Source organism: Hyphomonas chukchiensis, assembly GCF_000682695.1.
Taxonomy (GTDB): domain Bacteria; phylum Pseudomonadota; class Alphaproteobacteria; order Caulobacterales; family Hyphomonadaceae; genus Hyphomonas; species Hyphomonas chukchiensis.
On the sequence record NZ_AWFG01000096.1, the window covers coordinates 94,776 to 117,421 of the forward strand.

At 62.6% G+C, this 22,646-nt stretch carries 24 protein-coding genes; 16 read left to right on the plus strand and 8 right to left on the minus strand.

The window, feature by feature from the left end:
- Positions 1-145: 145 nt before the first annotated feature.
- Entirely contained in the window at positions 146-1,519 is a 1,374-nt protein-coding gene (locus HY30_RS18690; RefSeq protein WP_034744688.1) for an NAD-dependent succinate-semialdehyde dehydrogenase, read from the minus strand.
- Positions 1,520-1,579: 60 nt separating this feature from the next.
- Between HY30_RS18690 and HY30_RS18695 the strand changes: the two genes are divergently transcribed.
- Positions 1,580-2,344 (plus strand): 16S rRNA (uracil(1498)-N(3))-methyltransferase, encoded by a 765-nt coding sequence (locus tag HY30_RS18695; protein WP_241765785.1) that lies wholly within the window; start codon positions 1,580-1,582, stop codon positions 2,342-2,344.
- A gap of 6 nt (positions 2,345-2,350) precedes the next feature.
- Here the strand turns inward: HY30_RS18695 and HY30_RS18700 are convergent, their stop codons facing one another.
- Positions 2,351-2,983, minus strand: coding sequence for a DUF6891 domain-containing protein (locus HY30_RS18700; RefSeq protein WP_051615733.1), 633 nt, complete (start codon positions 2,981-2,983; stop codon positions 2,351-2,353).
- 103 nt (positions 2,984-3,086) lie between these two features.
- Between HY30_RS18700 and HY30_RS18705 the strand changes: the two genes are divergently transcribed.
- Both HY30_RS18705 and HY30_RS18710 read left to right on the plus strand, forming a co-directional pair.
- On the plus strand, positions 3,087-4,466 hold the full coding sequence (locus HY30_RS18705; RefSeq protein WP_034744831.1) for a glutamate--cysteine ligase: 1,380 nt from the start codon (positions 3,087-3,089) through the stop codon (positions 4,464-4,466).
- 124 nt (positions 4,467-4,590) lie between these two features.
- Positions 4,591-6,174 (plus strand): peptide MFS transporter, encoded by a 1,584-nt coding sequence (locus tag HY30_RS18710; RefSeq protein WP_051615755.1) that lies wholly within the window; start codon positions 4,591-4,593, stop codon positions 6,172-6,174.
- Positions 6,175-6,239: 65 nt separating this feature from the next.
- On the opposite strand, the gene HY30_RS18715 is transcribed toward HY30_RS18710, so the two are convergent.
- From HY30_RS18715 to HY30_RS18735, 5 genes are all read right to left on the minus strand, one after another.
- Positions 6,240-6,671, minus strand: coding sequence for a rhodanese-like domain-containing protein (locus HY30_RS18715; RefSeq protein WP_034744694.1), 432 nt, complete (start codon positions 6,669-6,671; stop codon positions 6,240-6,242).
- Between the two features lie 122 nt (positions 6,672-6,793).
- Complete coding sequence (gene tldD / locus HY30_RS18720; protein WP_034744696.1) at positions 6,794-8,197, minus strand: metalloprotease TldD; 1,404 nt, start codon at positions 8,195-8,197, stop codon at positions 6,794-6,796.
- Positions 8,198-8,245: 48 nt separating this feature from the next.
- Complete coding sequence (locus HY30_RS18725) at positions 8,246-9,481, minus strand: AI-2E family transporter (RefSeq protein WP_051615736.1); 1,236 nt, start codon at positions 9,479-9,481, stop codon at positions 8,246-8,248.
- Positions 9,478-9,642: a DUF1328 domain-containing protein gene (locus tag HY30_RS19875; RefSeq protein ID WP_034744699.1), complete on the minus strand. Its 165-nt coding sequence runs from the start codon at positions 9,640-9,642 to the stop codon at positions 9,478-9,480. The genes HY30_RS18725 and HY30_RS19875 overlap by 4 nt, the downstream gene beginning before the upstream one ends.
- 111 nt (positions 9,643-9,753) lie before the next feature.
- The gene (locus HY30_RS18735) at positions 9,754-10,308 is read right to left on the minus strand and encodes a tetratricopeptide repeat protein (RefSeq protein ID WP_034744702.1); all 555 of its coding nucleotides are present in this window, start codon (positions 10,306-10,308) and stop codon (positions 9,754-9,756) included.
- A 153-nt stretch (positions 10,309-10,461) separates the two neighbouring features.
- Between HY30_RS18735 and coxB the strand changes: the two genes are divergently transcribed.
- From coxB to HY30_RS18785, 10 genes are all read left to right on the plus strand, one after another.
- Positions 10,462-11,463 (plus strand): cytochrome c oxidase subunit II, encoded by a 1,002-nt coding sequence (coxB, locus tag HY30_RS18740; protein WP_034744706.1) that lies wholly within the window; start codon positions 10,462-10,464, stop codon positions 11,461-11,463.
- A 25-nt stretch (positions 11,464-11,488) separates the two neighbouring features.
- Complete coding sequence (gene ctaD, locus HY30_RS18745; RefSeq protein ID WP_155839425.1) at positions 11,489-13,171, plus strand: cytochrome c oxidase subunit I; 1,683 nt, start codon at positions 11,489-11,491, stop codon at positions 13,169-13,171.
- A 114-nt stretch (positions 13,172-13,285) separates the two neighbouring features.
- The gene (cyoE, locus tag HY30_RS18750; RefSeq protein ID WP_034744840.1) at positions 13,286-14,239 is read left to right on the plus strand and encodes a heme o synthase; all 954 of its coding nucleotides are present in this window, start codon (positions 13,286-13,288) and stop codon (positions 14,237-14,239) included.
- A gap of 1 nt (position 14,240) precedes the next feature.
- The gene (locus tag HY30_RS18755) at positions 14,241-14,567 is read left to right on the plus strand and encodes a hypothetical protein (protein ID WP_034744712.1); all 327 of its coding nucleotides are present in this window, start codon (positions 14,241-14,243) and stop codon (positions 14,565-14,567) included.
- A complete protein-coding gene (locus tag HY30_RS18760; protein WP_051615737.1) occupies positions 14,564-15,142 on the plus strand; it encodes a cytochrome c oxidase assembly protein in 579 nt (192 codons plus the stop codon). The genes HY30_RS18755 and HY30_RS18760 overlap by 4 nt, the downstream gene beginning before the upstream one ends.
- A 77-nt stretch (positions 15,143-15,219) precedes the next feature.
- Positions 15,220-16,098: a cytochrome c oxidase subunit 3 gene (locus HY30_RS18765; protein WP_034744714.1), complete on the plus strand. Its 879-nt coding sequence runs from the start codon at positions 15,220-15,222 to the stop codon at positions 16,096-16,098.
- A gap of 87 nt (positions 16,099-16,185) precedes the next feature.
- The gene (locus HY30_RS18770; RefSeq protein ID WP_034744717.1) at positions 16,186-16,878 is read left to right on the plus strand and encodes an SURF1 family cytochrome oxidase biogenesis protein; all 693 of its coding nucleotides are present in this window, start codon (positions 16,186-16,188) and stop codon (positions 16,876-16,878) included.
- Positions 16,875-18,260: a threonine synthase gene (gene thrC, locus HY30_RS18775; RefSeq protein WP_034744720.1), complete on the plus strand. Its 1,386-nt coding sequence runs from the start codon at positions 16,875-16,877 to the stop codon at positions 18,258-18,260. The genes HY30_RS18770 and thrC overlap by 4 nt, the downstream gene beginning before the upstream one ends.
- The gene (locus tag HY30_RS18780; protein WP_034744722.1) at positions 18,260-18,829 is read left to right on the plus strand and encodes a GNAT family N-acetyltransferase; all 570 of its coding nucleotides are present in this window, start codon (positions 18,260-18,262) and stop codon (positions 18,827-18,829) included. Before thrC ends, HY30_RS18780 begins: the two co-directional genes overlap by 1 nt.
- A 10-nt stretch (positions 18,830-18,839) precedes the next feature.
- Positions 18,840-19,868: an EAL domain-containing protein gene (locus tag HY30_RS18785; protein WP_051615739.1), complete on the plus strand. Its 1,029-nt coding sequence runs from the start codon at positions 18,840-18,842 to the stop codon at positions 19,866-19,868.
- On the opposite strand, the gene HY30_RS18790 is transcribed toward HY30_RS18785, so the two are convergent.
- The gene (locus tag HY30_RS18790; RefSeq protein ID WP_034744725.1) at positions 19,869-20,429 is read right to left on the minus strand and encodes a YqgE/AlgH family protein; all 561 of its coding nucleotides are present in this window, start codon (positions 20,427-20,429) and stop codon (positions 19,869-19,871) included.
- A 123-nt stretch (positions 20,430-20,552) separates the two neighbouring features.
- Here HY30_RS18790 and HY30_RS18795 point away from each other — a divergent pair, with 123 nt between their 5' ends.
- From HY30_RS18795 to HY30_RS18805, 3 genes are all read left to right on the plus strand, one after another.
- Positions 20,553-21,035, plus strand: coding sequence for a peroxiredoxin (locus HY30_RS18795; RefSeq protein WP_034744728.1), 483 nt, complete (start codon positions 20,553-20,555; stop codon positions 21,033-21,035).
- A gap of 142 nt (positions 21,036-21,177) precedes the next feature.
- Entirely contained in the window at positions 21,178-22,146 is a 969-nt protein-coding gene (locus tag HY30_RS18800) for an SPFH domain-containing protein (RefSeq protein WP_034744731.1), read from the plus strand.
- 32 nt (positions 22,147-22,178) lie between these two features.
- A complete protein-coding gene (locus HY30_RS18805; protein ID WP_034744734.1) occupies positions 22,179-22,646 on the plus strand; it encodes an NfeD family protein in 468 nt (155 codons plus the stop codon).

The window sequence follows — 22,646 nt, forward strand, 5'->3', positions numbered from 1 at the left end:
TTTTGGGAATAACGGCACCTCACAAAAGGGACTTCTCCCCCTGCAAGGGGGAGGCTGGGTGGGGGTCCGGTACCGCGTTCTCAAAGGGAGCCTCAGCCAACGGGAGAAAGACCCCGGCTTTCGCCAAGGATAGGGATACAGAGGCTCAGCTCACCGAAACGGTCTTCCGGTTCACGAAGGCCTTGATGCCATCCGCCGCGAGTTCGCGGCCATAGCCTGACTGTTTCACGCCGCCGAAGGGGAGGCGCGGGTCGGAGGCGACGAGCGCGTTGACGAAGGTCGAGCCTGCCTGCAGGTCGCGCACGGCTTCCTCGATCTCGGCCTCATCCTGCGTGAAGAGCGCCGAGCCGAGCCCAAAATCGCTGTGATTGGCCTTGAGGATCGCTTCCGGCAGGCTGTCGACGCGCCAGAGATTGGCCGCGGGCCCGAACATTTCCTCGTCCGACCCCGGCGTGCCGCGCGGCGCTTCGGAGAGGACTTGCGGGGCAAACCACCAGCCCTTGTCGTCCACGTCGGCCGGCTTGCTGATCAGTTGCGCGCCGCCCTTCAGCGTCGCCTCCACCTGGCTCGCCAGATCATCCCGGATGCTCTTGGTCGCCAGCGGCCCGATATCGGTCGTGTCCAGCATCGGATCCCCGACGCGCAGCGCCTCGACCTGTTTCACGAAGTCCCGCGTGAAGGCGTCATAGATATCGGCGTGCACGAAGAAACGCTTCGCCGCGATGCAGGACTGGCCATTATTCTTGTTGCGCGATTTCACGGCGGTATCGACTGCCTTGGCAATATCCGCCGACGGCATGACGATGAACGCGTCCGATCCGCCGAGTTCCAGCAGCGAGGGCTTCAGCTCCTCGCCTGCAATGCTGGCCACGCTGCGCCCGGCGGGGCCTGAACCGGTCAGCGTCACGGCCTTGACCCGCGAGTCGCGGATGACGCCTTCAATCGCTTTCGATCCGATCAGCAGCGTCTGGAAACAGCCTTCCGGAAAGCCCGCCTCGCGGAACACTTTCTCAATATTGAGGGCCGAGCCCCACACATTCGATGCATGTTTCAACAGGCCCACATTGCCCGCCATCAGCGTCGGCGCGGCAAAGCGGAAGACCTGCCAGAACGGGTAGTTCCACGGCATCACGGCCAGAACCGGGCCGATGGGCAGGTTGCGGACATAGGATCGCTTCGCCTCGGTCTGGATCGTCTCATCCTTCAGATAGGCCTCCGCATGGTCGGCATAGTGGCGGCAGACGAGCGCGCACTTCTCCACTTCGGCCACAGCCTCGCGCAGGGGTTTGCCCATTTCCATGGTCATGGTGCGGGCAAAGGCATCTTTTCTGGCGTCGAGAATGTCGGCGGCCTTGTGCATCAGGCGGGAGCGTTCGGTGAAGCTGGAGAGGCGCCAGGTCTGGAACCGGTCGTCCGCCCGCTCGATCGCCGCATCGACATTTGCGCTGCCATGGGGGGTAAAGGTCTGAAGCACGTCTCCGGTGGCGGGGTTGATCGATGTGACAACGGGTTTGCTCATGAGACAGTCCTTCGGCTTAACTTCAATTCTATATAGGCATATAGGACGCCCATGAGTTCCATGCCTCGCCTATTCGTGAACAGTGATCTTGTCGCAGGCAATGCCTTCGAGCTCGACGAGGAGCAGGCAAAATACCTGACCCGCGTCATGCGACTCGGCGTGGGAGACGCCGCCCGTGTGTTCAATGGCCGTGACGGCGAATGGCGCGCCGAGATCAGCGCCGTGGCTGGCCGCCGCGCCGAGATGACCCCCGCCGAGCAGCTGCGCGAGCAGCCGGCACAGGCCAGGGCGCCGCTGACGCTGCTCTTTGCGCCGGTCAAGAAATCGGAGACCGACTTCATCGTCGAGAAAGCGACCGAGCTGGGCGCCGGCTTCATCCAGCCCGTCATCACCGAGCGCACCCAGTCGCGCACCGTGCGCCTCGACCGGTTCGAAAAGATCGCGCTGGAGGCCGCCGAGCAGACCGAACGGCTGGACGTGCCGCTCCTCGCCGATGCCTTGGGTCTCGACGCGGCCCTGGAGGCGCTGCCGGCCGGGACAGTGCTGATCTTCTGTGACGAGGCTGGCGATGAGGCAGATGCCCCCTGGGGTGGCCAGTCGGGGCGTGCCGAGCCGATGGTGCAGGTGCTGGAAGGCCTGAAAGGGCAGGCGGCCGCCATCCTGATCGGGCCCGAAGGCGGTTTCAGCCCGGCGGAGCGCGGTTTCCTGCGGGCCCGCGAAGGCACCCACCCCGTCAGTCTCGGCCCGCGCATATTGCGTGCGGAAACGGCGGCCGTGGCGGCGATGACCCTGTGGCAGGCGATCTGCGGCGATTGGGGAAATTAAACCCCGTTAGAAAGACCAGCGCTTCAGCGGGGTCGGCACGCCGTCCACCCAGCGGCGCTTCCAGTCGAGCACGACGCCGACGCGGTGGTCGATCTTGCCGTCCCAGTGCGGCTTGAGGCCGACCGCGACCAGCAGGTCGAACAATTCCTGCGCAATCGCGATATGGGCCGCGTCATGCTCGGAATGGGCCGCGCCATAGCTGAAATAGAGCCCATGGCCCTCGACGGCGCTTTCCGTGTCCTGCTGGTGGAAGAAGACATAACCGCGGGCAACCTGGCCGAGGGCCTCGTAGTCCTCGATCTCGGCGCCGATCTCGGCGGCCCCGCAATTGCCGCAACAGGTGAAGTTGGCCCGCGCGACCACGCCATTGTCTTCAAGCGTGTCCATGGCCAGCTCCAGCCGGTCATAATCGGTCAGCACAGGCCAGGAATCCTGCTCGTCGACCAGCGTCTGCGCAGCCCCGATGAGGGCATTGCGCACCTCGATCCGGCGGTCGCGTTCCGACATCGGGGTCTCGAAGTCTTCGGTGAGTTCGTAGAGGATTTCCTCGATCTCATCGGCTTCTTCATAGCCTCCGCGGACGTGGATTCTGGCCCACATCTTCAGGTCGTCGCGCTCGTCTGCCTTCAGCTTGGTCACTTATGCCCCTTAGACTCTCTCTTCAAAGGATAGAATAACCCGGTTGGCGTCGGGATGAAACATACCTATGTGCACTTCCATCGCCGATTTATGGGAGGCCGAGATGACCACACCGACCGCGGACATCGACGAGTCCTCCGCACGTATCGAATCCAAGACCGAACTGGTCGAGTACCTTGACGCCGGGTCAAAGCCCCGTGCGGACTGGCGTATCGGCACCGAACACGAGAAATTCGGCTTCACCACAGCCGACCTGCGGCCGCTTCCGTATGAGGGCAAGGCGTCTATCCGTGCCATGCTGGAAGGCCTGCGCGACACTTTTGGCTGGGAGTCCATTATTGAGGGGGGGCACCTCATTGGCCTCAAAAAGGACGGGGCGAGCGTCTCGCTGGAGCCCGGCGGCCAGTTTGAACTGTCAGGCGCGCCGCTGCAGACCATCCACCAGACCTGTAATGAGGTCGGCAGCCACCTCGAGGAGGTCCGCCAGATTGCCGAGCCGCTCGGCATTGCCTTCCTGGGCACAGGCGCGAGCCCGCTCTGGAGTCTCGCCGAGACGCCGGTAATGCCCAAGGGCCGCTACCGCATCATGACGGAATACATGGACAAGGTGGGCCGCCTCGGCCGCCAGATGATGTTCCGCACCTGCACCGTACAGACCAATCTCGATTTCGGCTCGGAAGCCGACATGGTGAAGAAATTCCGTGTCTCGCTGGCGCTTCAGCCGCTTGGTACGGCGCTTTTCGCCAATTCGCCCTTCCTTGACGGACGGCCGAACGGCTTCCTCTCCTACCGCTCGCAGATCTGGACCGACACGGACCCGGACCGAACGGGCATGCTGCCCTTCGTGTTCGATCAGGGCTTCGGCTTTGAGCAATATGTCGATTATGCGCTGGATGTGCCGATGTATTTCGTGCGCCGTCAGGGTAAGTATCTCGATGCCAGCGGGCTCAGCTTCCGCGACTTCATGGCGGGCAAGCTGCCCATCCTGCCGGGCGAACTGCCCGCCATGGGCGACTTCGAAGACCATCTTTCAACGATTTTCCCGGAAGTGCGCCTAAAGCGCTTCCTCGAAATGCGCGGGTCCGATGCCGGTCCGTGGAGCCGCCTCTGCGCCTTCTCCGCCTTCTGGACGGGGCTGCTCTATTGCGACCAGTGCCTCGATGCCGCCTGGGATCTGGTCAAGAACTGGACCGATGCCGAGCGCGAATGCATGCGTCAGGGCGTTCGCACGCTTGGCCTGCGGACGCCTGTGCCCGGCGGCGGCTCGATGCAGGATCTTGCCAAGCAGGTGCTGGAGCTCTCGCGGCAGGGCCTGCGCAACCGCGCCAACCTGTCCACGTCCGGGGATGACGAGACCGGTTACCTCACTGAACTCGACGACATCGCCAAGACAGGCCTCACACCCGCCGACCGGCTCCTCGCCCGCTATCACGGCCCCTGGAACCGCGACGTGCGCCCTATTTTCACAGAAGAGGCCTATTAGGGGCACGCTTTTCCCTCTCAGCTTCCTGAAAAAGCAGAAAATGCCTTGAGCCATGCGCCAGAGCAGGCTCAATATGCGAAATTCAGGGAAGCTGACGGGAGAGCGCTGCGTGACAGACAATTCGATGGCCGACGGGCAGGATTACGACAAGACATTTCTGGGGCATCCGAGAGGCCTATACGTCCTCTTCTTCACAGAGATGTGGGAGCGCTTCTCCTATTACGGCATGCGGGCATTGCTGGTCCTCTATCTGACCAAGCACTTCCTGTTCGACCGTGAAGCCGCCTACGGCCTCTACGGCGCCTATACGACGCTCGTCTATATCACGCCGGTGATCGGCGGATTTCTCGCAGACAGGTATCTCGGCGCGCGCAAGGCCGTCACCATCGGGGCGATCTTCCTCGTGCTCGGGCACCTCGGCATGGCGATTGAGGGCGACCCGGTCGCCGCCGGTGAGACAGCCGATCCCGGCGTGCTCAACATCTTTTATCTCAGCCTTGCGCTGATCATCGTCGGCGTCGGCTTCCTCAAGGCCAACATCTCGACGATTGTCGGTTCGCTTTATCCCAAGACGGATGCACGGCGCGATTCCGCCTTCACCATCTTCTATGTCGGCATCAACACAGGCGCCTTCCTCGGCGCGCTGATCGCCGGCTATCTCGGCGAAGTCTATGGCTGGGCCTACGGGTTTGGCGCGGCGGGTGTCGGCATGCTGCTGGGCCTTGTCGTGTTCGTCTGGGGCAGGCCCGCGCTCAAGGGGGCAGGGGAGCCGAGCAATCCTGCGCTGCTGGCAGACAAGATCATCGGTCCGCTCAGCCGGGAACATACGATCTGGGCTGGCGCGCTCGTGACCACGCTGATCGTCTGGTTCCTCGTCCGCAGCCAGGGCGCGGTCAACCTGCTGCTCCTGGCCTCCATGATCGTGACCTACCTGTTCATCGTCTGGCGCGCGGTGGCAAAGCTCAATCCGCACCAGCGGAACCGGATCATCGTGGCGCTTGTCCTCATCTCCACCAACGTCCTCTTCTGGGGTCTGTTCGAACAGGCAGGCTCGTCACTGAACATCTTCACGGATGAGCATGTCGACCGGAACCTGCTCGGCTGGGAAGTGCCCGCCTCGATGTTCCAGTCGATCAACGCGCTTTACATCATGACGCTCGGTCCTGTTTTCGCCGGGCTCTGGATCTGGCTCAGCAAGAAGGGCTGGGAGCCAAGTGCGCCGATGAAGTTCGCTCTGGCGCTGATGCAGCTCGGTCTCGGCTTCCTCGTGCTGGTCTTCGGCGCAGCCGGTGACGGCCTGACGCCGGTTATCTTCATCTTCCTGATCTACCTGCTGCACACCACCGGCGAGCTTTGCATGAGCCCGGTCGGCCTGTCGGCCATGACGCGTCTGTCGGTGACCTCCATGGTCGGCCTGATGATGGGCGCGTGGTTCCTGGCGTCGGGCGCCGGTAACGCGGTTGCGGCCCTGATCGCGCAGGCGACGGCTTCCGGCGGTGAAGGTGTCGGGCAGGTGCTCGGCGTCTATACAAAGGTCGGCTGGGTCGCCATCGGCGTGGGCGTGCTGTTTGCCATCGCCTCGCCCTTCCTGACCAAGATGATGCATCTTGAGACGCTTGAGGCAGACGACCTGTCCGAAGACGTCGCAACGGTCGATACGTTCGGCTCGAACACGGATCCGGGCGCACCGGACAAGACCCTCGGCTAACAGCCGGACAAGACAAAAGGGCGGCCCGCAAAGGCCGCCCTTTTTTTATTATGAGATTGATATGTCTACCGGTCCGGCGGGTTGAACGGGTCTGTTGGCAGGCCGCGCTTGATCCAGCCGTCGCCCGCGCCGAGATGGCCGGCCATGCCTTCAGTGATGTTGAACACGTGACCAAAGCCTTCGGAGACCAGTTTCTGCGCTGCAGAGGTCGAGCGCGTGCCGGACTTGCAGATCACGGCGACAGGCTGGTCCAGGTCACCGAGAACGGCTCCGCGTGCCCTTGCGACGAAATCGGTATCCTGCAGCGTGGCGCCCACGCTGTCGCGCGGCATGCCGGTCATCGCCCATTCCGACGGCGTGCGCACGTCGATCAGCACAAGCTCGCCCTTCTGGGACATCTGATAGGCCGTATCGGCCGATAGTGTCTCGATATCCGCCATGGCCACACCGCCCAGGCCCATCGCCCCACAAGCCAATGCAAGGAATCTCAATCTCATTGCCGTATCTTACCCTCTACGCCGCAGGCCGGGATGCTTAACGAACCCGGCGCCCAATGTGGCGATAAAGTGGCAAAACCCTCGCAGGGCCGCAAGAGTCAGCGTGAATCCTAACGCGAATTTTATCCGGCGCCGCCTACGGTCAGGGCACCGACCTTGAGCGTCGGCTGGCCGACGCCCACCGGAATGGACTGTCCGGCCTTGCCGCAGACGCCGACGCCGTCATCCATGGCGAAGTCGTTGCCGATCATGGAGACCTGCTGCAGCACGGTCGGCCCGTGGCCGATCAGCGTGGCATTCTTGACCGGCGCCACGACCTTGCCGTTCTCGACGAGATAGGCCTCGGTGCACTGGAACACGAAATTGCCCGACGTGATGTCGACCTGGCCACCACCAAAATCGACCGCCCACAGGCCGCGCTTGATCGAGGAAACGATCTCGGCCGGGTCCTTGTCACCGCCCAGCATGACCGTGTTGGTCATCCGGGGCATGGTCTGGGCTTCATAGCTTTCGCGGCGGCCATTGCCGGTTGGTGCGACGCCCATCAGGCGGGCGTTCAGGCGGTCCTGCATGTAACCTTTCAGGATGCCGTCCTCGATCAGCACGGTGCGCTGGGTCGGCGTGCCCTCATCATCGAACGAGAGCGAACCGCGGCGGGCTTCGATCGAGCCGTCGTCGATCACGGTGACGCCCTTGGCGGCCACCTGTTCGCCGATCCGACCGGCATAGACGCTTGTGCCCTTGCGGTTGAAGTCACCTTCGAGGCCGTGGCCGACCGCTTCGTGCAGCAGCACGGCGGGCCAGCCTGGGCCGAGCACGACTTCCATCACGCCCGCAGGCGTGGGGATGGACTGAAGGTTCACCGACGCCTTGCCGAGCGCGCGGCGAACAAGGTCCTGCCAGCGGCCGGGCTGGATCCATTCGTCATAGGCCGCGCGGCCACCTGCGCCGGCGCTGGCCGATTCGCGGCGGCCATTCTCTTCCAGCGTCACGGAGACATTGAGGCGCACGAGAGGGCGCACATCGGAGAAGACAGCGCCATCGGGACGAATGATGTCGACTTCCCGGTGGCTGCCTGCGAGCGAGACGGAGACCTGCACGACGCGCGGGTCCAGCGCCCGTGTCCAGGCGTCGATCTCGGCGAGCAGGCCCGTCTTCGCCGTGAAATCAGGTGCCGAGGTCGGGTCGATGGGGGCATAAAGGCGGCGATTGGTTGGCTGGGGACCGTCAGCGAGGCGGCCGGAATAGCCGCGCTTGGCCTGCGATGCCGTCAGCGCGCCGCGCTTGATGGCGTCGAGGGAGAGTTCGGAGCCGTAGCCGCTGCCCTGCGCTTCGCCTGCCACGACCCGCAGGCCAAAGCCTTGGTCTGTGTCGAAGGCAGCCGATTTCAGGCGGCCATCGTCGAACATGAAACTTTCAGAGCGCGAGCGCTCGATGAAGAGGTCGCCGTCATCGCCGCCGGAGACAGCGTCAGACAGGATATCCGCAGCGCGGGCGATATCGAAGGGTAATTCGGTCTGGGTCATGCATCCTAGATGCGTGTGATTGGCCGCTGCAGCAAGTGCAAAGCCTGCTCAAGCCGTTTGCGGCTCGGCCTCGGGCTTGGAGTCGGACGACGCGGGTTTGTCTTTCGCGGCTGTTTCGGCCTCCTTCGTCACCTTGCGTTTCGCGAGCGGCACGTCGCGGCGGAAGATGAATTTGAGGATGCGCCGGTCCGAGCGCGAGAGGTCATCCCTGTCGGCAAGGAACTTCCCGAAGCTGGCCATGCCGGGCACATTGTCGGACACGACTTTCATGGTCAGCAACATCGGTGTCGACAGCAGCATGCCCATGAACGACCAGAGCCAAGCCCAGAGGGCGAATGACACGAAGACCACAACAGCATTGAGCCGCAGGCGACGGCCCACCATCACAGGCGTCACGAACTGGCCCTCGAAGGATGTCAGCCCCCAATAGATGAAGGCTGGCAGGAGAGCGGCTGATGCCGAATCGAATGTGACCAGCGCGACAATGAACGAGATGCCGACACCGGCCATCGCCCCGATATAGGGGATATAGTTCAGCAGGAATCCGGCGAGGCCGAAGAGGAGCGGATCCGGCATGCCCAGCGCCCACATAGCCAGGCCGATGGCAACGCCGAGCCCCATGTTGATGAGCGTGATCGTCAGCAGGTAGACCGATAGCTGGTTCTCGATCGCCCGGGCTATGGCGAGGGCGCGCCGTTTGTCCTTCAGCGTGGGCATGACCTGTACGAGCTTCTCATAGAACAGGTCACCCGAGGCGATCAGGAAGAAGGCGAGCGTCAGGCAGATGATGATTTGCCCTGTAACGATGGGCATCTTGTCGGTGAATCCGGCCATGAAGCCGGGCTCGCGGATGGTGACCGTGTCCTTGGCGGGCTCCTTGGCAGCGATGTGCTCGATCTGCTCGGTGGCATCCATCACCGGCTGTACCGTGCCTGTGAGCTCCTTCAGCTTGTCGCCGGCATCCTCGATCATGTGCGGTGCGTCGGCGAGCCTGTCGCTCGCAGCGCCGGAAACGAAATAGCCCAGTGTTCCGATAAATCCGAGCAGGGCGAGGAGGATCAGCGCTGCCGAGACGCCGGAAGGGATCCCGACGCTGCCAAGTGCCCGCCGGACGGGGCTGAAGATCAGCGCCAGCATCATGGCGGTGACGATTGGTACAATAAGGCCCTGAGCCACGGTCAGTGTGCTCAGGGCCATGATCCAAAAAATACCAACGAGCGCCCAGCTATGCGTAGCGGGCGCTCGCTTCGTTTCATCCGTCGAGGCGGACGAGGGTGAGGTCATCCCCTACGCAGGCCGCCGAAAATCAGCGAGACAACGAACAGGACGATGAAGATCAGTGCCAGCAGTTTCGCGATGCCAGCCGCAGTGCCGGCAATGCCGCCAAAACCGAGAACTGCCGCGACAAGCGCGACGACGAGAAAGATGATAGCCCAGCGCAACATGGTGTTTCCTTTTCCATTGTGAATTCTGAAAAGGGAAACGGCAGGTTGCCGGATTGGTTCCACGTCAGGTTTTAGAAAGCCCGAAAATATCGCCTAAGCGCAGCCGGGCCTTCAGTTTGTCGAGATCTCGAAACGCGCCATTTGCTTGCGGGCCAGGTCTGATTCAGGATTCAGCTCATCAGCCGTCTTGAAGTCGAAATAGGCCCCCCGGATGTCACCCGTATTCTCCTTGGCGATCGCCCGATTGTAGAACGCCGCGTAGAGATCGTGTGAATTCAGTTCGATTGCCTTGTCGAGCGAGACCAGGGCCGAAGTGTAATCCTTGCGCAGGATATGCGCGGCACCTTCATTCAGGTAGGTCGCGCCTTCGTCGGGCCGCATCTGCTTGGCGATGTCATAGTCGGAAAGCGCGGCTTCGAGGCGGCCCGCGCGCATGCGGAGCACGCCGCGATTCGTATAGGTGGCGGCCTTGTTCGTGATATTCATCACCTCGGCTTCGAGGGCCTTGGTGCAGATTTCCTCGCCTTCGCGTGCGGACACGCGCTGGTATTTGGCGGCTTCATAGCAGTCCTTGGATACGCCGCTGCCGAGAATGGCAACCTGGGCTGAAGCGAAGGGCGCTGTGAGCGAGAATGCAAGTGAAGCGAGTACATATAGTTTAACCATTGACGTCTCCCTATTCGTATTTTTCCTTAGATTAGCACGATTTCCCATATGCGACGAGCGCCTGCGACAATATTGAGCGCGAAAACTGCTGGGTTGCGGGGGCGGTCTGATATAGATACAGCGGAGCAATTCCAACGAGACGAGGATTCCTTCGTGCGACACTTTTTTGCCGCCCTGTGCGCTTCAATACTGGCTGCACCGGCGTTTGCTGCCATTCCCCACGACGGTGCGCTCGGCTTTCAGCCCGCTGCAACCCGCATTGCAGAACGCATTCACTTCTTCCACAACGACTATGTCCTGTGGATCATCACGGCGATCACGATCTTCGTGTCCGTCCTGCTGGTCTGGGTCATGGTGCGCTACAATCGCAAGTCCAACCCGGTCTCGCGCAAGTTCAGCCACAACTCCCTCATCGAGGTGATCTGGACCATCGTTCCGGCGCTCATCCTTGTGGCGATTGCCGGCCTGTCCTTCCCGAACCTCTACTATCAGGACGTCGTGCCGAACCTCGACAAGATCAAGACCGAATCAGCCGAGCTACTGGCTGACGGCAAGTCGGCCGAGTACGAGCGCTACACGAAGAACTATTTCCCGGATGCGGCCGAGAAGGGCTTCATCAACGTCAAGGCCCAGGGCAACCAGTGGAACTGGACCTATTCCTATCCCGACATTGTCGACGCTGATGGCGTTCCGCTGGAATTCGTGTCCAACGCCGTCCACAAGGGCACGCCCGACGACAAGAAGAAATACGAAGAGTCCACCGGCCGCACGAACTATGATTCCCTGCCGCGCAACCTGGCTGTCGACTATCCGATGGTCATCCCGGCTGGCCGTTACATCCGCTACTACACGGCGGCTGCTGACGTGATCCACTCGTGGACCGTGCCGGCCTTCGGCGTGAAGACGGACGCTGTTCCAGGCCGCCTCAACGAGGGCTGGTTCCTCGTCGACGAGCCGGGCATCTATTACGGCCAGTGTTCCGAACTGTGCGGCATCGACCATGCCTACATGCCGATCGAGGTCCACGTTGTCCCGCAGGCCCAGTTCGACCAGTGGGCCCAGCTGATGCTCGCAGGCGACTATGAAGGCGCCTATTCCGCGGTCCAGACCATCGCCGCCATTGAGCCGAGCACCAAGCTCGCTGCCAACCACTAAGCTTTGAGAGAAGAGTAGATACGCCATGCCAATGGATGAAATCGCCCTCGACCATCACCACGATGCCCACGACCACAAGCCGCCTTTCTTCCGGCGCTGGTTCCTGTCGACGAACCACAAGGACATCGGCACGCTCTACCTCATCTTCGCGATGTGTGCGGGTATTGTCGGTTACACCCTTTCCGGCCTGATCCGCTGGGAACTGGCCGAGCCGGGCATCGGCCCGATGCTCTGGATCGTCGAGCACCTGCAAGGCGTGCAGGGCGATGCGGCCATCACGCATGCCAAGCAATTCTACAACACGGTCATCACCTATCACGGCCTGATCATGATCTTCTTCATGGTCATGCCCGCCCTGATCGGCGGTTTCGGCAACTGGTTCGTGCCGCTGATGATCGGCGCGCCGGACATGGCCTTCCCGCGCATGAACAACATTTCGTTCTGGATGACGGTCGCTGCGTTCGTCCTGGCCTGTATCTCGATGACGGTTCCCGGCAACTCGGCCGGTAATGGTTTCGGCGGCGGCTGGGTGCTCTATCCGCCGCTCTCGTCGACGACCGGCCACCCCGGTCCGGCCATGGACGTCCTGATCCTCTCGCTCCACACGGCGGGTATCGCGTCCATCCTCGGCGCCATCAACTTCATCGTCACCATCCTGAACATGCGTGCGCCTGGCATGACCATGCACAAGATGCCGCTCTTCGCCTGGGGCGTTCTCGTCACGGCCGTTCTGCTGCTCCTGTCGCTGCCCGTTCTTGCCGGCGCCCTGACAATGCTGCTGACCGACCGTAACTTCGGCTCGCAGTTCTTCAATCCGGCTGGTGGCGGCGACCCCGTCATGTTCCAGCACCTGTTCTGGTTCTTCGGTCACCCTGAAGTCTACATCATGATCCTGCCGGCCTTCGGCATCATCAGCCACATCGTCTCGACCTTCTCCAAGAAACCGATCTTCGGTTATCTCGGCATGGCCTATGCCATGGTGTCGATCGGTGTCATCGGCTTCGTCGTGTGGGCTCACCACATGTACACGGTCGGCATGAACGTGGACCTGAAAGCCTACTTCATCGCGGCCACCATGGTCATCGCGGTGCCGACCGGCATCAAGATCTTCTCGTGGATCGCCACAATGTGGGGCGGCTCCATCGAGTTCAAGGTCCCGATGCTCTGGGCCATCGGCTTCATCTTCCTGTTCACCGTTGGCGGTGTGACCGGTGTGGTTCTGGCAAACGCCGGTATCGACCACGCCCTTCACGACACCTATTACGTCGTGGCGCACTTCCACTACGTGCTGTCGCTCGGCGCCGTGTTCGGTCTCTTCGCCGGCTGGTACTACTGGTTCGAGAAGATGTTCGGCATCAAGTACAATGGCTTCCTTGGCGGCCTGCACTTCTGGCTGATGTTTATCGGTTCGAACGTCCTGTTCTTCCCGCAGCACTTCCTCGGCCTGCAGGGCATGCCACGCCGCTACATCGACTATGCTGACGGCTTCCACACCTGGCACTATGTGTCGTCCATCGGTTACGCCATCACGCTCGTCGGCACGCTGGTCTTCTTCTTCGGTCTCGCCGAAGCCATGATCCGCCGCCGCAAGGGTGAAGCCAACCCATGGGGTGAGGGCGCTACGACGCTGGAATGGACGCTGTCTTCGCCGCCGCCATTCCACCAGTTCAACGAACTGCCCCACGTCACGACCAAGGGCGGCCACTAATTCGTCCTCGCCGCGGTTAGGCTTCGGCACCGTGGCAGGCCCAAATCACGAAGCGGCCCTGCGCTGAAAAGGCGTATGGGCCGTTTCGCTTGAATGCCCCATAAGGCTCCGACCATGACAGACGCACCCGCCACACCTGCAAAGCGCTACGCCACCGCGAGCGACTATGTGAACCTGATGAAGCCGCGCATCATGATGCTCGTCGTCTTCACCGCGGCGGCTGGCCTGATTGCGGCGTCCAGCGCAACGCAAACGCCGATCAATCCATTGATGGCCGTGATCGCCCTGCTTGCCGTGGCCCTCGGATCGGGCGCGGCTGGTGCGATCAACATGTGGTTCGACTCCGATATCGACGCGATCATGACGCGCACCGCGACCCGCCCGATCCCGTCCGGCGCCGTGCCGCGCGAGGAGGCGATCGCCATGGGCCTCATCATGTCCGGCGTATCGGTGATGCTGATGTGGCTCGCGTCCAACTGGTTGGCTGCCGCGCTGCTGGCGTTCTCCATCTTCTATTACGGCGTCATCTACACGATGTGGCTTAAGCGCTCGACGCCGCAGAACATCGTCATCGGTGGCGGCGCAGGGGCCTTCCCGCCGGTCATCGGCTGGGCCGCCGTGACGGGCAATACGCCGGTCGATGCCTGGATCCTGTTCGCCATCATCTTCTTCTGGACACCGCCGCACTTCTGGGCGCTCAGCCTGCTGGCGCATGGCGAATACGAGAAGGCCGGCGTGCCGATGCTGCCGGTCACCCATGGCGCCAAGGCGACCCGCCTGCAGATGCTCATTTACACGATCCTGCTGGTGCCGCTCGCGCTTGCCCCTGTGGCGACCGGGCTTGGCGGCTGGATCTATGCCGTCACGGCCGGTGTGCTGGGCGCAGTGTTTCTCACCTATGCCGTTCGGGTTTTCCTGTCCAAGGCGGGCGACGATGATTGCACCGGCGCCGAGAAGAAACTGGCCCGGTCCATGTTCCTGTTCTCGATCCTCTACCTGTTCGTCGTGTTTGCCGCGCTGATCCTGGAGCACGCGACCGGATTGTATTTTGCCGTAAAGGGCTTCTGAGATGACGGATTCCAAAGAGCCCTATGAGGGCGAGTTCATCCCTGCGGCGCACCTGACACCGGAAGCGGTCGCGGCCCGCAAGAAGCGCAATCTCTGGCTCGGCCTTGCCCTGCTGGGCTTTGTTGTTCTCGTGGCCATCACCACGATGATCCGACTGGCGAACGCCAATCTCAGCGAAGGCGCCGGTTTCTATTACAGCAATAGCGGTGGCAGCGCGCGCGAAGACGGCCGCATGCCGATTGATGACCAGCCGGCCCTTCCGCCCGGCATGACGCAGGACCAGGCCGCCCCGCCGCCGGGGCTTGAGCCTGAGGGAGCACCCGAATGAAACTGTCGAATGTCACGATCGGCCTGATTGCAGCAGGCGTTTTCACCGGCATGCTTGGCCTCGCCTTCATGGCGGAGCCGCTTTACAAGAGCTTCTGTCAGGTCACTGGCTTTGGCGGCACGACGCGAATCGCCACCCGCGCGCCCAAGGAAATCCTCGATCAGGAAATCACCGTCCGGTTCGATGCGAACGTGGCCGACACGCCGTTGACCTTCCGTCCGCTGCAGCGCGACCAGAAAGTGAAGATCGGCCAGCACGGCCTTGCCTTTTTCGAAGTCGAAAATCCGACTGACCGGCCGATTCGCGTGATCGCGAGCTATAATGTGACGCCGCACTTCGCCGGGCCGTATTTTTATAAACTGGAGTGTTTCTGCTTCGAGGAGCGCGTTATCGCCCCCCACGAATCGAAGAAACTGCCGGTCGTTTACTTCATTTCGCCCGATATTATCGATGATCACGTGGCCAACCAGCTTGAGACAATCACGCTGAGCTATACGTTCTTCGACAGTACCGAGTACAAGGGTCCGCTGAAGCAACAGGCGCAGGGTGCGGCGAATTCGGCCACGCCCGGCTGAACCTGTTGCGTTTCGCCTGCGGAGCGGGCTAAACAGCGCAAAGCTATACGTGATAATTTCAAGGGGTTTCCCAAGCCATGTCCAGCGGCGACGTCAAACACGACTACCATCTCGTCAATCCCTCCCCATGGCCACTGCTCGGTTCATTGTCCGTCGTGGTTCTGGCCCTTGGCGGTGTGACCTACATGAAGGGCCTTTTCGGCATGGAAAAGGGCACCCCCTGGCTCATGGCCGTCGGGTTTGCCATGGTCATCTGGGTGATGATCGGCTGGTGGCGTGAAGTCGCCAAAGAGGGCGCCCATGGCGACCATACGCCGGTTGTGTCCATCGGCCTGCGTTACGGCATGATCCTGTTCATCGCGTCGGAAGTCATGTTCTTCGTGGCCTGGTTCTGGGGCTTCTTTGAATTCTCGATCTTTGAACACGCCCGCGTTGGCGACACATGGGACGCAACCAACCCGCTCTATGCCGATGCGCTGGCTTGTTTCAAAAGCTGGCCGCCCGCTGGCGTCGAAACTTTCGACCCCTTCCACCTGCCGCTGATCAACACGCTGGTCCTGCTCCTGTCGGGCACCACGGTCACCTGGGCTCACCACGCGCTGCAGCACAATGACCGTTCGGGTGCCAAGCTCGGCCTGCTGCTCACCATCCTGCTCGGCATGGCGTTCACCTCGCTTCAGGTCATCGAATACAGCGAAGCCGGCTTCACCTATGACGGCACGCTCTATGGTTCGGCCTTCTTCATGGCGACCGGCTTCCACGGCGCGCACGTTGTCATCGGCACCATCTTCCTCGCCATCTGCCTGATGCGCCTGATGATGGGCGGCATGACCCCGCAGAAGCACCTCGGCTTCGAATTCGCTGCCTGGTACTGGCACTTCGTTGACGTCGTGTGGCTCTTCCTCTTCGCCTTCGTGTACGTTGCGCCGTACCTGATTTTCGAAGGCGGCAAGTAAGCGCCTTCCTGCGAACCTGAAACCATTCCAGGCCCGCCGGCGCGTCGATCCGCCCGGCGGGCCTTTTTCATAAAGGCCACCACCGCCATGTCCTTCCGACCGCTTCCGGTGCTCACGTTTTTCACGCTGGTCAGCCTCGTGATCCTCGTCCTGCTGGGCAACTGGCAGTATCGGCGCTTCAGCGAAAAAATGGCGCTCGACAAGACCCCGGTGGACTGGACGACTATTGACGGCAATGTCGTGCCCGGCAGCGAGGCCATGGTCTATTCCTACACCGATGGCAGCGCCGCCTGGCGGCGCGTCGTTGCAATCGATACGGGCGAGGAAGTCGTCTTCACGCCCATCGAAGTGCTGTATCAGGTCGAGCCGCCGCAGCCCTGCCTCGGCCCTGATTGCGGCGCCGGCATGCGATTCGCCGCGCGCGGCCTCTACCAGAGCCCGCGGGGGCGCAATGCCTTCACCGGCACCGACAGTCCGGAGACAGGCATCTTCTACACGCTGGACCCGGCCGTCCTCGGCGCGCTGCTGCCGGCGGAAGATGCCGCCCGCGTACATGGCCGCGTCTTCGAGCCTGAAACCATCCAGTTGACCGAGAACGGTCGCTCAATGGCCGGGGTAAACCCGTTCGCCCGTGCCCGCCCGGACAGCGAATTGCCGCCACAGCGCCATTTTGGCTATGCGATTACGTGGTGGGGGCTCGCCATGGCGCTGCTCGGCGTGTATCTCGCCTTCCATTACCAGAAGGGCCGCCTGCGGTTTCGCAAAGGGAGTGGTGCGTGAAATACATTTCGACACGCGGACAGGCCGGGCCTGTTGATTTTACAGGCGCTTGCCTCGCAGGCCTCGCGCCCGATGGCGGCCTCTATGTGCCGGAAAGCTTTCCGCAAATTGCCCCGGCCAAAACCGACGAGCCCTATGCCCATGTCGCGGCCCGCATCCTGTCGGCCTTCGCCGGCGATGCGATTCCCGAAGCCGACATGCTGGCCATGTGCGAGCGGGCCTATGCCAGCTTTGCGCACCATTCGGTCGCGCCGCTGACGCAGGCGGGCCCCGGCCTCTGGCTGATGGAACTGCACCACGGCCCGACGCTGGCGTTCAAGGACGTGGCGATGCAGATCATCGCCCAGCTCTACGACTACATGCTGGCCAAGAGCGGCAAGCGCCTCTCCATCGTCTGCGCCACGTCCGGCGATACGGGCGGCGCGGCAGCTGCCGCCTTTGCCGGCTCGAAGCATGCGGACCTCTTCATCCTGCACCCGCATGAGCGCATCTCGCCGGTGCAGCGCCTCTTCATGACGACGACCGGCGCCAGCAATGTCACCAACCTCGCCCTCGATGGCGACTTCGATGACTGCCAGGCGATCGTGAAATCACTCTTCGCGGACAAGATGTTCGCCGAGGATGTCGGCCTCTCCGGCGTCAACTCGATCAACTGGGCGCGTATTGCGGCGCAGGCTGTTTATTATGCCACCGCGCAGGCCGCCTTGGGTGGCCGCATCCGCTTTGTCGTGCCGAGCGGCAATATGGGCGACGCGCTGGCCGGCTATGTCGCCGCGCGCTGCGGCCTGCTCACCGGCGGCTTCGAAATCGCCTGCGCCGTGAACGAGAATGACGCGCTGGCCCGCCTGTTCAATGACGGTGTCATGTCACGCGCCCCGGCTGTCGCCACGCCGAGCCCGGCGATGGACATTTCCGTGCCGTCGAACTTCGAGCGCCTGCTGTACGAGGCTACCGGTCGTGACGCGGATGCCGTCCGCCAGGTCTATGACGCTTACAAACAGTCCGGCGAGGCCACATTGCCGGACAGCGCGCGGACCCGCCTCGGCTGTGTCGGCATCACGGCGTCTGCCGTCAGCAACGTGGACACAATGGCCGAGATGAAGCGCTTCGAATCGGAAACCGGCTGGCTGATCTGCCCGCATACGGCGGTCGGCACCTATCAGGCCCGCCAGACCCCGCGCAGCGATGTCTCGACCGTCGTGCTGGCCACCGCCGCCGCCGCCAAGTTTCCCGAAACGGTCCTGGAGGCGACCGGCCTCGAAGCACAGCTGCCGCACAAGTGCGGCCCGCTGCTGACGCGCGGCGAGGTGTTTGACCGATTGCCGGCGGACGTCACGGCCGTGCGAAAGGCGATTGAAGCCAAGGCCCGCGCGAGCGTCTGATGGCTCTTCCGCTGCGCGATACGTTGATCACGGGTGACCGTGTCGTACTCGTCCCGCCGCGCAGGTCTGATTATGACGAATGGGCCTCGCTGCGCACAGCCAGCCGTGACTATCTCGAACGCTGGGAGCCGCTCTGGCCGGGCGATGCGCACTCGAAAGCCGATTGGACACGGCGCCTGAAAGTCTGGACGGCGGCCTGGAAAGAGGGGCGCGCCTATGTGTTCCTGATCCGGCGGATGTCGGACAATGCACTGATCGGCGGCATCTCCCTGACGCATGTGCGGCCCTGGCCCGCCTCCAGCGCGAGCCTCGGTTATTGGCTGGGGCAGGAGTATGAAGGCCATGGCTACATGCGCGATACGGTCAGCCTGATCTGCGAGTGGGCCTTTGCGCGACTTGCGCTCTGGCGCATCGAGGCGGGCACGCTGGCCGAGAACAATCGCTCGCGAAATGTCCTCGAGGCGGCGGGTTTCGAGGAAGAGGGCTATGCACGTGCCTATCTCGAGATTGCGGGTGAACGCCGCGACCACGTCCTTTTCGGGCTCGTCAGGCCGCAAAATCAAAGCTAGATTCAATCCGATGGCCACACCCCCAAGCACGCAGCCCCATGGCAACTGGCATTGGCATGCGCCGTCGCAGCGCCTCGTCATCGATGCGCCCAAGGCGACCGCGCTCTCCGAACTGACGGGCGAATGGTCGATTGATGCCTTCGAACAGATGCTGGAAGGGCTGAGCCGCGGCCGGCTTGCCAAGGCCTTTGCCGCAATCGAGGGGCCGGTGCGCTGCGCCCTGCGCCTGTCGAGCGGGCGCGATGTGCACCTTGTCGGCGCCTTTGTCAGGCGGTCCGAGGCGCGCGGCCTTTTACTGGTTGGCGATGATTTCCCGGAGATCGACCCGTCGGACCTGCAACCGGGCCCGGATCTTGCCCCCGTCTTCCAGCCGATCATTTCATTGCGCGACGGACGTATCGCCGGTTTTGAAGCGCTCGCCCGCTGGGACGGCACGGAAGGGACGTCGCCGCCCAGCCGCTATGAGGACGAGGCACTGGCCTCAAACATGCTGATCCGCTCGGCGGAAACGCTGGCCATGCTGCGCGAGACATCAGGGCGCGATGACGTGTTCATGCATGTGAACCTGACGGCGCGCGACCTTGCGCGCGGCACGTTCCCTGCGCTCGTCGAGGCGCTGATGAATGGTTACAACTTGCCACCGCGCGCGCTGCGGATCGAGCTGACCGAACAGGCCGCCCTGCGTGACGCCGGGCATGCGCTGTCAGCGGCGATGGCGCTGAAGGCCGTTGGCGCCGGACTGGTGCTGGATGATTTCGGGACGGGGCATTCGTCCTTTGCCTGGCTGGCGGACCTGCCGGCCGACAGTTTGAAGATCGACCATGGCCTGACCTGTCGCCTCGGCCAGTTGCGCATCGACACGATACTGACGACGATCACGCTGCTGGCGAGCCGGCTCGGCATGACGAGCACGGCGGAGGGCATCGAGAACAAGGATGACGCGGTGAAGCTGCGCGGGCTCGGCTTTGACCATGTGCAGGGCTTTGCCTTTGCCCGGCCGATGAGCGCCGAGGCGGCGGCGGCCTTTCTCGTCGCCTGATCAGGCGCTGCCGCCCTCGACATGGAGGCGGCCCGAATCAATTCCCATCCGGCCAAGCGCGTGACGCCATTTGAGGTCGTGGCCTTCACCGAAGACGAGATCGTCATCCGGTTCACCGACAATCCAGGCATTGGCCGCGAGTTCGATTTCCAGCTGTCCGGCGCCCCAACCGGAATAGCCGAGCGCCAGCACCGATTTGCGGGGCGCGGCGCTGGAGCCGATCAGCTGCAACATGTCGCGCGTGGCCGTCATGCAGAAGGCGCCATCAATCTCCAGCGTTGCGCCTTCGCTGATGACATCATCGGTGTGTATGACGAAGCCGCGATCCGTATTGACCGGGCCGCCATCGAGGACTGGCGCATCCGGTACGCCGAGTTCCGTGGAGACGTCGAGCTGTTCGAACAGCTCCGGCAGGCGGATGCCTTCCATCGGCTTGTTCAGCACGATGCCCATCGCAAAGTCCGGCGAGTGCGCGCAAAGGAGGATGACCGACCGCGAAAATCGCGGGTCGCCGATGCTCGGCAGAGCGATCAGAAGCTTGCCGGTCAGGTCTGTGTCCATGGGCGATGAGGCTCCTTTTTCCCAAGGCTGGGGCAAGGCCGGCATTTTGGCAAGGGCGTTGCGCCTTGCCGCAGCAGCGCGTCGGCCCTATGTCCAAGGCCATATCAGCAAGGAGATACACAGATGAGCATCAAGGTTGGCGACAAGCTTCCGGACGCAACTTTCATGGAAATGACCAGTGACGGCCCTCAGCCGCGCACTACGGCAGACGTTTTCAGCGGCAAGACGATTGCCCTCTTCGCCGTGCCGGGCGCCTTTACGCCGACATGCTCAGCCCGCCACCTCCCGGGCTTCATCGACAAGGCCGACGAATTCAAGGGCAAGGGCGTCGACGAGATTGTCTGCACTTCGGTGAACGATGTGTTCGTCATGGGCGCATGGGGCAAGTCGGCCAGCGCCGGCGAGACCGTGCGCATGCTGGCCGACGGCAATGGCGCCTTCGCTTCGGCTGTCGGCCTTGAGCTTGACGGCACGGGCTTTGGCATGGGCAAGCGCTCGCAGCGCTATTCCATGCTGGTGAAAGATGGTGTCGTGGCAGAGCTCAATGTCGAGCAGGGACCGGAATTCAAGGTTTCCAGCGCGGATTACCTGCTCGGCCAGCTTTAGGCCCGCTACGTAATATCCATTAAACAAATCAAGCCATTGTCGGCGCGCTCGGGGGGACCGGGCGCGCCGATTTCGTTGTTTTATTATTGATTATCGGCAAACTGTCCCCCACATAAAATGTAACGGAATGAGGAGAGGGAAAATGGATTCATCAACTGCTGTCTACGTGCTCATAATGGTCGTCGCGGTCGTGGCCATACTAGCGACCGTAAAGCAGGTGCCTCAGGGCTATAATTGGACGGTCGAGAACTTCGGCGCGTACAGCAAGACCCTTACCCCCGGCCTGCATTTAATCATACCGATCTGGCAAAAGGTCGGACGCAAGATGAACATGATGGAGACCGTGCTGGACGTGCCCCAGCAGGAAGTCATCACCAAGGACAATGCCATGGTGTCGTGCGATGCCATCGTGTTCATCCAGGTGATTGATGCGGTCAATGCGGCCTACGAGGTCAACAATCTCCACAATGCGATCCAGAACCTGGCGCTGACCAATATCCGTACTGTGGTTGGCTCGATGGACCTTGATGAGGTCCTGTCGAACCGCGACGATATCAATGCGCGGCTGCTGCACGTGATTGATGCGGCGACGAACCCTTGGGGCGTGAAGGTGACGCGGATCGAGATTGCCGATCTCAGCCCGCCCGCCGACATTACAGAGGCGATGAACCGCCAGATGAAGGCCGAGCGCCTGAAGCGGGCGGAAATCCTGACGGCCGAGGGCGACAAACAGTCGGCCATCCTGAAGGCCGAGGGCCAGAAGCAGGCGAAGATCCTGGAAGCCGAGGGCCGGCGCGAAGCGGCCTTCCGCGATGCCGAGGCCCGCGAACGTGAAGCCGAGGCCGAGGCCAAGGCGACGGCCATGGTCAGCGAGGCGATCGCCAAGGGCGACGTCAACGCGATCAACTACTTCCTGGGCCAGGCCTATGTGGCCGCGTTCGAGAAGCTGGCAACCAGCCCGCAGCAGCGCACGGTCATAATCCCGGCAGAATTCTCCAGCATTCTCGGAACGATCGAGGGCATTCGCGGCCTGACCGGGGCGGCCAAAGAGGCGCAGACGCCGCCACGGCCGCAGGGCGGCGCGGTGCCGCCGACGCGGCGGCAGGACTAGGCACCTAAACACAAGCGAGGAGACTTCAGACCATGGAACAGATTCTCGGCGAACTGACTGTGTGGCACTGGCTGGCGCTGGGCCTTGTCCTCTTCGGCATCGAGATGATGACCGGCACATTCGACCTGTTGATGGTGTCCATCGCGGCGTGGCTGACCGGGGGCTTTGCCTGGGCCGCGCCGGAGGCCTATGCCGTCTGGCAGGGCCAGCTGGCCTTCTTCGGGATTGCGGCGCTTGCGCTCATCGTCATTGGGCGGACGCTCCTGTCCGGCATGCGCAATCGCGGCGATGAGCACCCGACGCTGAACAAGCGCATGGTGAGCCTTGTCGGCCAGCGCGGGCAGGCGACAGGCGACTTTTCCGGCGGCAATGGCCAGATCAAGATCGGCGATTCCGTCTGGGGCGCAGAAGCCGCCGACCGGATGGTGCCCATCCACGCCGGCGACTCGGTTGTCGTCGAGGGCGCGCGGATGACCACGGCCATCGTGCGCAAGGTCTGA

What these genes read in the sequence shown, in the direction of transcription:
- HY30_RS18755 (WP_034744712.1), top strand. Translation starts at nt 14,241, where the DNA reads ATGACGGATTCCAAAGAGCCCTATGAGGGCGAGTTCATCCCTGCGGCG.
- HY30_RS18765 (WP_034744714.1), top strand. Translation starts at nt 15,220, where the DNA reads ATGTCCAGCGGCGACGTCAAACACGACTACCATCTCGTCAATCCCTCC.
- HY30_RS18760 (WP_051615737.1), top strand. Translation starts at nt 14,564, where the DNA reads ATGAAACTGTCGAATGTCACGATCGGCCTGATTGCAGCAGGCGTTTTC.
- tldD (WP_034744696.1), bottom strand. Translation starts at nt 8,197, where the DNA reads ATGACCCAGACCGAATTACCCTTCGATATCGCCCGCGCTGCGGATATC.
- HY30_RS18735 (WP_034744702.1), bottom strand. Translation starts at nt 10,308, where the DNA reads ATGGTTAAACTATATGTACTCGCTTCACTTGCATTCTCGCTCACAGCG.
- HY30_RS18800 (WP_034744731.1), top strand. Translation starts at nt 21,178, where the DNA reads ATGGATTCATCAACTGCTGTCTACGTGCTCATAATGGTCGTCGCGGTC.
- HY30_RS18690 (WP_034744688.1), bottom strand. Translation starts at nt 1,519, where the DNA reads ATGAGCAAACCCGTTGTCACATCGATCAACCCCGCCACCGGAGACGTG.
- HY30_RS18780 (WP_034744722.1), top strand. Translation starts at nt 18,260, where the DNA reads ATGGCTCTTCCGCTGCGCGATACGTTGATCACGGGTGACCGTGTCGTA.
- HY30_RS18710 (WP_051615755.1), top strand. Translation starts at nt 4,591, where the DNA reads ATGGCCGACGGGCAGGATTACGACAAGACATTTCTGGGGCATCCGAGA.
- HY30_RS18785 (WP_051615739.1), top strand. Translation starts at nt 18,840, where the DNA reads ATGGCCACACCCCCAAGCACGCAGCCCCATGGCAACTGGCATTGGCAT.
- HY30_RS18795 (WP_034744728.1), top strand. Translation starts at nt 20,553, where the DNA reads ATGAGCATCAAGGTTGGCGACAAGCTTCCGGACGCAACTTTCATGGAA.
- HY30_RS18805 (WP_034744734.1), top strand. Translation starts at nt 22,179, where the DNA reads ATGGAACAGATTCTCGGCGAACTGACTGTGTGGCACTGGCTGGCGCTG.
- HY30_RS18725 (WP_051615736.1), bottom strand. Translation starts at nt 9,481, where the DNA reads ATGACCTCACCCTCGTCCGCCTCGACGGATGAAACGAAGCGAGCGCCC.
- HY30_RS19875 (WP_034744699.1), bottom strand. Translation starts at nt 9,642, where the DNA reads ATGTTGCGCTGGGCTATCATCTTTCTCGTCGTCGCGCTTGTCGCGGCA.
- cyoE (WP_034744840.1), top strand. Translation starts at nt 13,286, where the DNA reads ATGACAGACGCACCCGCCACACCTGCAAAGCGCTACGCCACCGCGAGC.
- ctaD (WP_155839425.1), top strand. Translation starts at nt 11,489, where the DNA reads ATGCCAATGGATGAAATCGCCCTCGACCATCACCACGATGCCCACGAC.
- HY30_RS18695 (WP_241765785.1), top strand. Translation starts at nt 1,580, where the DNA reads ATGCCTCGCCTATTCGTGAACAGTGATCTTGTCGCAGGCAATGCCTTC.
- HY30_RS18770 (WP_034744717.1), top strand. Translation starts at nt 16,186, where the DNA reads ATGTCCTTCCGACCGCTTCCGGTGCTCACGTTTTTCACGCTGGTCAGC.
- HY30_RS18790 (WP_034744725.1), bottom strand. Translation starts at nt 20,429, where the DNA reads ATGGACACAGACCTGACCGGCAAGCTTCTGATCGCTCTGCCGAGCATC.
- HY30_RS18705 (WP_034744831.1), top strand. Translation starts at nt 3,087, where the DNA reads ATGACCACACCGACCGCGGACATCGACGAGTCCTCCGCACGTATCGAA.
- HY30_RS18715 (WP_034744694.1), bottom strand. Translation starts at nt 6,671, where the DNA reads ATGAGATTGAGATTCCTTGCATTGGCTTGTGGGGCGATGGGCCTGGGC.